Origin of the sequence: Corynebacterium mendelii, from assembly GCF_017307055.1 — a bacterium.
Classification (GTDB): domain Bacteria; phylum Actinomycetota; class Actinomycetes; order Mycobacteriales; family Mycobacteriaceae; genus Corynebacterium; species Corynebacterium mendelii.
Genome location: NZ_JAFLEQ010000008.1, coordinates 604,721 through 612,066 on the forward strand (window position 1 = coordinate 604,721; position 7,346 = coordinate 612,066).

The following is a 7,346-nucleotide window of genomic DNA, read 5'->3' on the forward strand; positions in this document are numbered from 1 at the left end:
GCGGGGCCTTGGGCCTGCTGGGGGAGGGCGAAGCGTGGAAACTCGGGGCTTTTTCAAGTGCTGCGGGTTCCACTCCCGATGGTTTTCCGCCTGGTCACTGTGGTGGGACGGGAAAAGGAAAACACCCTGCGACCGGTTGGTCGCAGGGTGTTTTCAATGATATTGGGGTGGCTGACGGGGATCGAACCCGCGACACCCAGGATCACAACCTGGTGCTCTACCAGCTGAACTACAGCCACCATTGCCCACCTGCTGTGAGAACCGTAACCGGCTCGCAGGCAGCGCAACATATAGTAACCCACAGGTGCAGGGAAATAAAAAACGGGTCTCTTATCGCTGCTCAGCCAGGGGGTTCACGATTGGTTGAAGTTCGGTTGTCCTTCCAGCAGCGGTGCAAAACGGTTGATCGACTCGGTGGTGGCCCGTTCGATTCCGTCGGGGGATAGGCCTTGCTCCGGGAGGAACACGCTGCGGCGGTAGTAGTCGAGCTCCCGGATCGATTCGATGATGTCTGCCAAGGCCCGGTGCGCCATGCCTTTGCCCGGCTGCCCGTAGTAGGCCTTCGGATACCACCGGCGGGTGAGTTCCTTGATCGAACTGACGTCGATCATGCGGTAGTGCAGGACGCTGTTGAGTTTTTTCATGTGCGCCTTGATGAACGCCCTGTCGGTGGCGATGGAATTGCCGGCCAGAGGGGGAAGATGTTCGTCGGGGCAGTGGGAGCGGATCATGTCGACCACAATGTCTTCGGCTTCCGCCAGAGAGACCGTGGAGGCTTTGATCTCGTCGATCAGCCCGGAGGTGGTGTGCATGTCGGTGACGAAGTCGTTCATGCGGGAGAGCTCTTCATCGGTGGCGTGCACCACCAGATCAACTCCCTCGCCGAGGACGTTCAAGTGGGCGTCGGTGACAAGGGCCGCAATTTCGACAATGACGTGGGTGTCGGGATCGAGGCCGGTCATCTCCAAATCAATCCACACCAGCCGGTCATGGGCGCGGCTGAGTGAATCGTCGGAGGGGGCGGCGGTACCGGAATCTGAAGGGAAGCTCACGGGTTTGGACATAGCTTTCGGGATCGGTCCCGGGTGATCGGCAACAACAGCTCTGGTGAGTGTGCGTGCCTGTTGTGTGGTCACCCGGGAGGTGGGATAAATGGTGCTCCGGCAATCGCCGGGCGCAAGTCACCGCGGCTGCTGGGAGTTGTGCGGGGTTTAGTTTGACTGGTTGGTTAAGCCATCTTGCTGTAAAACCAGCCTGCGACCGGGGAGATCACACCGGTTGGCGCGAATTGGGAAACAAAGTCCATGGTTTTGCCCAGCGGGCCGGGAACCACCCGCCGTTTGTTGCTTGCCATGGCTTCCAGGGTCTGCCGGGAACAGGTCTCGTATGTCGTCCACAGCCAACCGGGGACTACTTTGTCGACGATTGACAGCTCCTCTTCCGGCTTGGCGGCCTCACGAACCGGGCCGGGAGCCAGCAGGGTGCAGGTCACCCCGGTGCCTTTGAGCTCATAGTGCAACGCTTCCGTAAAGGCGTTCACCCCGGCTTTGGTGAACACATAGGTGGCGTTGTTTGGGATCGGCATATTGCCGGCCGCGGAACCAACGTTGAGAATGCAGCCGGATTGGCGCTCGAGCATCCCCGGCAGGACAGCGTGGGTGAGTTCGAATACTGCCGTGGCATTGAGGGAGAACTGTTTTTCCTCGTAGTCCCAATCCTGGTCCTTGAAGGGGCCGAAGGAGGCGATTCCCGCGGAGTTGATGATGATTGACACCGGTATCTGTTCCAATTCGGTGATCAATTCCGCCCGTTGTCTTGCATCGGCCAGATCGCAGGGGCGCACATCGACGGTGACACGGTAGCGGTCGGTGAGTTCAGCGGCGAATTTCTCGAGAACTTCCTTCCGTCGGGCGACCAGCAGCAGATTATGTCCGAGCCGGGCGAGGTCGCGGGCCATGGCCATGCCGATGCCCTGGCTGGCTCCGGTCACAACGGCACGGGCATCGGGTAAGGGGGCGGGGAGGGACAAAACCGTTCCTTTCGGATGGGGTCAACGAAATGGCGCACACAAAACCGGAGTCCCGTCGATACAACAGATCAACCAGCGCAGCGGCCCAAAAACCACTGTACTTCAGCCCCGGGGAGGGGCACCCGAAAATGGTTGATGGCGGCAGCGTAGCCAGGCATAGTGTCTGAACTCACAACCGTGCTGAAGTGTTGCTCTATTAACAGTCTGAATTTTATCCCGGCCTCATCCTTTTCCTGCCAAATTAACCTAAGGTAAGGATTAACTAAGCTTCACAAAAGGGCTGTCTTGCTGCGGGAAAAGGAGAGATCCATCCTGTGGTGGGTTACGGCCTTGGATTACCGTCCCACCCGGTAGCAGAGGCTCAAATTTGTTTGAATTGTTAGGTCCGGGTTTGTTGCGCGAGGGTGGCGGGGTACTTCCAGTGAAAAGCGCTCGCGGGTGCCGGATCTTTTGATAAAGTCCGCTCTACCCGCCGGATACAGGAATGTAACGTCCGGCAGGTCCATGTAGATACTTGGGATAGGACCGTGAACCTACCCAGGACGGACCTTTCCCGGTACCGCACGCCAGCGGAACAGCCCGATACACAGGCTGCCGGGGAAAAAGTCGCAAAAACCCCGATCTTTTTAAGGATTTTCATGAAGCTGAAGAATAAAGCCATCGCCGCCGCCCTCGTTGTCGCAATGCCGATGGCCATGATCACCCCCGCAAATGCTGCGGACGCCGACAAGAACGGTTCCTCCAGCATGTCCGGGACCGCTAAAAAGGACTCCGACAACAGCGCGTTCAGCAAGCTCGCTGAGCAGATCCGTGAGCTGAAGGGCACCAAAGACAAGCCGGGCGATTGCTCCAACGGCGTGACCATCAAGGTCAACGCCGGGGCTAAGGAAGGCGAAAAGAAGACCTGGCTGACCATCGAAGCTGCTGCCGGGGCCGCCAATCCTGAGAAATGCGCCGAAGCAATCGAGGCCCTCGATTATGATTCCCTCCTCAAGGACGTCGATTTCGACGCTCTGAAGGCTGAGGGTATGAAGGACAAGCTGGATGCCATTGCCAAGGGCGAGGATCAGTCCAAGGCTGAAGAAACCGACATCTTGGGCAAGATCAAGGAAGCTCTCGGCTCCTCCGACAAGAAGGACGGCGACAAGGGTTCCTCCGCCAAGCTGGGTTCCTCTGACAAGGACAAGGCTGACAAGAAGGACGGCGAAACCACCGAGGGTGAAACCGCTGAGGGCGAAACCGCTGAGGGTGAAGCCGCTGAGGGTGAAGCCGCTGAGGGCAACACCACTACCGAAGACGGCAACAAAGACGACACCCTGAAGAAAGTCGGCATTGCTGTTGGCGTTATCGCTCTCCTGGCCGGTATTTACTACGCTGTGACCAACTTCCTGCCCACCATGATGCCGAAGCCCGCTGCTCCGGCCCCGGCCCCGGCCCCGGCTCCGGCCCCGGCCCCGGCTCCGGTCAAGGGCATCGCCAAGTAATCACTGTGTTGTAAGACACTAACGATTACCGGGTGGTAATACCCCCTGTTTCCGGCCCAACAAAAAGTCGGTAGCAGGACGAAAATCGCTCAAATGTCGGCCCCCTTCAACCCACTTCGTGTGGTTGGAAGGGGGCCGACGTTTTTTCATGTTCACATCACCCGGGCGCGCATGGAATATCAAGTTGGAGCTACACCAGGCGCACCCGAAACATTTCTGCGGCAAAACTCGCCCGACACAGCTCACACTGACGACAGCGGCACGGCTTAAACAAAAAGCCCTCTACCAGCTGGAAGAGCTGGCAAAGGGCTTGCTGAAAAAGCGCCCCCGGTAGGATTCGAACCCACGACCAACCGGGTAGAAACCGGATGCTCTAATCCACTGAGCTACGGGGGCAATGGTGGTCACCGGTGGTCCGGTTGCACCGCAGGAAATGTTACATCATGGTCGCCCGGGTTTCACAACAAGCCGGATCTTCGGCCTGATCGGCGACGGTGACGCCAGCCGGTCAGTGGGGCTGTGTTATTGGTGGCCGACATCGGCGGCTACCCTTGGGGCCATGTCGAAGACCCCTGACCAGTTGCAGGATGCTGCCCCGGGTTCGCCTGGCAACAGCCAGTTGGTGCACCCTCGTCAGCGGCCCCGTGGCTCCGGCGTGTTGATGGTGCTGTTTTTTCTGGCGGCCGGTGCCGTCGGTGCAGCAATCTCCTACGGATTTCTCGCCGAGTCACTCCAGGCTTTGGGCATTTCCGATCCTGGCATAGTGACCACCGCCGGGTTGCCGTTCATCCGTTCCGGTGCGTTGATGATGGCGGCGCTGTCGGGTGGATCTTTTCTTTTCAGTTCCTTTCTGACTCCGCCGAAAGATGCCGACAAAGTCGATCTTCTTCACGCCAGGCTTGATGTGGACGGCACGCTCGCGGCCCGCACCGGGGCAATAGCGGCCGCAGTCTACGGACTGTGTGCGATGCTGCTGGTCCCCTTGTACCTGTCTGATGTGTCGGGCGAACCGCTGTTTGAAACCATCAAGCTGAGAAACTGGCCGGTCGCCATCGAGCAGGTGTCGACATCGCTGGCGTTTTTCGCCGTCGGCCTCATAGCTTTTGCCACCGCGATTGGGGCAGTGTTGTCCAACCGCTGGTGTTTCCAGCCGCTGGCCTTGTTCGGAGCTATCTGCGGGATTATTCCGCTGGGCCTGGAAGGGCACTCCGCGGCCGGTGGCGACCACGACTACGGCACCAACTCCTATTTGTGGCACCTGCTGTTTTTCGTGTTCTGGGTCGGTGGGCTTATGGCGCTGATCCAACACGGTCGCAGACGTGGCACCCATATGGCGCTGGCCGTCCGCCGCTATTCCTCCCTGGCCCTGTGGTCCACCATCGGCATGGCGATCTCCGGGGTGATCAATGCTGCCATCCGGATCCCGTGGGACGGCTGGTTTTCCTCCGGCTACGGCTGGCTGATGTTCGCCAAAGCCTGCGGGATTGTTGTGCTGGCGCTATTTGGTTTCTGGCACCGCACAGCCACTCTGCCCAAGATCGAGGCAGACGAGAAAAACGACCGGTACTTTCGTCGGGTGGCCATCGGTGAAGTGTTGGTGATGTGCGCTGTAGTCGGGGTGGCGATCTCACTGTCGCGGACCCCGCCGCCCCCGCCGATCGTCGCAGACATCAACACCATGGACATCCAGCTCGGCTACAAGCTTTACAAGGAGCCGACATTCTGGAATGTGTGGACGATGTGGCGTTTCGATATCGCCTTCGGCACGATCGCCGTATTGCTCGCTTTCGCCTACCTGTGGGGTGTGCTGCGGCTGAAAGCCCGCGGTGAGAAGTGGCCGTGGCAGTTGACCGCCTGGTTCATCTCCGGGTGTGTGTTGCTGGGGCTGACCATGTGCTCCGGGATCGGCATGAACATTCCCGCCACTTTCTCCATGCACATGATCGGGCACATGATCCTCACCATGGGAGTTCCCCCGCTGTGGGTGCTGGGGGCGCCGTTCACCCTGTGGGACCGGGCCATAAGGCCGGGGCCGCCGGGAATTCCGGGGCCGCGGGAATGGCTGCGGGTATTCACCGACAACCCGCTGCTGCGCTGGCAGATGCAGCCCTACATCAACTCTGTCCAGTTTGTGGTGCTGTTCTATCTTTTGTACCTCACCCCGCTCTACGACTTCATTGTGTGGGAGCACGCCGGCCACCTGGGCATGAACATCGTGTTTTTGTGGTCCGGCTACATCTACTACTGGGAACTGATCGGCCAGGATCCGAAACCGGTGGAACGCAGCGCCATGTCGCGCGGGGCGTGGCTGATTTTCTCGATGCCCTTCCACTTGTTCTTCGGTATCACCCTGATCCACACCGGGCACATCATGGCCGAGAGCTTCTACTCCAACCTGGGGCTTCCCTGGGATGTTGACCTGGCTTGGGACCAGGCCGTCGGCGGCGGTATCGCCTGGGCTTCGGGACAGTTCCCGCTGGTGATTGTTTTCGGTGTGGTCTTCTGGGAGTGGTACCGGGAAGACCGCAGGGAACAGAAAAACTACGACGAGTACGCCGACGCCACCGGGGATGCCGACATGGAGGAATACAACCGCATGCTGGCCCGGCTATCCGGCAGTGACCACAGCGGCGGCGAGGACATTGAATCCTACTTCCACAAGGAGCTGACACCGGGGCCGAAAAAGAAGCACCGCGCGGGTTCCTTCTTCCGTGTCGACGGTGCACCACCGGTGTCCGGAACCGAAATCGACCGGCCGATTCCCGGTGTTCCCCCCATCCCGCCGGGTGGGAAAAAATTCACCGATCTCACCCCTGAGGAATACGCCGAATGGGAACGCCAGCAGCACGGTGGCCGCCGTGGCCGCGAATAGGGTCGGCGCACAAGCTGACCGAGTGCTGCGGCAGGCGTGGTGATTGTGGGGCAGGAGCTGGTCGGTTCCCTGGTGTATCGGCGCCTCACCGGTGGGCCGCGGGCACATGCCGGTGTGTGCCCGCATCGTGGTGGGGGTGGGGCTGTCATTGTGGGCCTGCGGTAACCGCCCGGGTACTGGTCTGTCACGCCCGGTGGGGCCGGTGTCTGTGGATAACGGACGCGCCGGACAGTTACTAACAAGCACATGTGCTGTCATGTGTTGCGGTGGACCGATCCGCGGTGACATGGGGGTGCAGCCGCGACAACCACACAGTCACCGGTTCCCGCCGCATCTGATGCGACCATCGCATCCACCGGCTGCTGCACCCCGCGGCTTGTTGGGCAACCGTCAAGGAGTATCACCATGCGCACACCCCCAGTCACCCTGATCGGAAATCTTGGCACGGATCCGGTCTACCACCAGTTCAGCGCCGATAACGGCGTCTGTAAATTCCGCCTGTGCTCGAACTACAGCTACAAAGATGCCAACGGCAACTGGTCCGAGGGCAACAACCTGTTCATCTCGGTCGACTGTTTCGGCAAGCTGGCCGAAAACGCCCGCCGGTCGCTTGTCAAAGGAATGTCGGTGATTGTCAGCGGAAAGCTGACCAGCAGCGAATGGAAGGATGCGGAAGGAAACTCCCGTTCCCAGATCATTGTCAAAGCCGAACACATCGGCGCTGATCTGGCCCGCTACCTGACCAACAGCGTCTGTCCCGGCCAGACAGTCAAGGAAGCCGTCCCCGGGGAGACTCCCGCCGCCGACACTGACCGCAGTTGGGTTGACACCTCCAGCTACCGCCCGGATGAGGCGGCTAGCGGGGAAGACTCCGACACAACCCCGCCGTTCTAGGTATCCCGGTGCTTGCCGGCGGCCAGTCGGCAATCGCCGGTCACCACCTGAATCGCCAAACCCCGCA

At 60.1% G+C, this 7,346-nt stretch carries 6 protein-coding genes and 2 tRNA genes; 4 read left to right on the forward strand and 4 right to left on the reverse strand.

Annotated features, from left to right (window positions below):
• Positions 1-163 precede the first annotated feature (163 nt).
• The 3 genes from JZY06_RS05870 to cmrA all read right to left on the reverse strand — a co-directional run bounded on the left by JZY06_RS05870 (position 164) and on the right by cmrA (position 2,029).
• A tRNA-His gene (locus JZY06_RS05870) sits at positions 164-239 on the reverse strand.
• A gap of 114 nt (positions 240-353) precedes the next feature.
• Positions 354-962 (reverse strand): oligoribonuclease, encoded by a 609-nt coding sequence (gene orn, locus JZY06_RS05875; RefSeq protein ID WP_377768848.1) that lies wholly within the window; start codon positions 960-962, stop codon positions 354-356.
• 266 nt (positions 963-1,228) lie between these two features.
• The gene (cmrA, locus tag JZY06_RS05880) at positions 1,229-2,029 is read right to left on the reverse strand and encodes a mycolate reductase (protein ID WP_207119105.1); all 801 of its coding nucleotides are present in this window, start codon (positions 2,027-2,029) and stop codon (positions 1,229-1,231) included.
• A 638-nt stretch (positions 2,030-2,667) separates the two neighbouring features.
• On the opposite strand from cmrA, the gene JZY06_RS05885 reads away from it, so the two are divergent.
• Positions 2,668-3,513, forward strand: coding sequence for a hypothetical protein (locus JZY06_RS05885; protein ID WP_207119107.1), 846 nt, complete (start codon positions 2,668-2,670; stop codon positions 3,511-3,513).
• Positions 3,514-3,661: 148 nt separating this feature from the next.
• Positions 3,662-3,847: a hypothetical protein gene (locus JZY06_RS05890; protein WP_207119109.1), complete on the forward strand. Its 186-nt coding sequence runs from the start codon at positions 3,662-3,664 to the stop codon at positions 3,845-3,847.
• Here JZY06_RS05890 and JZY06_RS05895 read toward each other — a convergent pair.
• Positions 3,836-3,909, reverse strand: a tRNA-Arg gene (locus JZY06_RS05895). The genes JZY06_RS05890 and JZY06_RS05895 overlap by 12 nt on opposite strands.
• A gap of 265 nt (positions 3,910-4,174) precedes the next feature.
• Between JZY06_RS05895 and JZY06_RS05900 the strand changes: the two genes are divergently transcribed.
• Positions 4,175-6,385 carry a cytochrome c oxidase assembly protein gene (locus JZY06_RS05900; RefSeq protein WP_377768849.1) on the forward strand — a complete coding sequence of 737 codons (2,211 nt, stop codon included), beginning with the start codon at positions 4,175-4,177 and terminating at the stop codon, positions 6,383-6,385.
• Between the two features lie 405 nt (positions 6,386-6,790).
• Entirely contained in the window at positions 6,791-7,279 is a 489-nt protein-coding gene (locus JZY06_RS05905; RefSeq protein ID WP_207119113.1) for a single-stranded DNA-binding protein, read from the forward strand.
• Positions 7,280-7,346 lie beyond the last annotated feature (67 nt).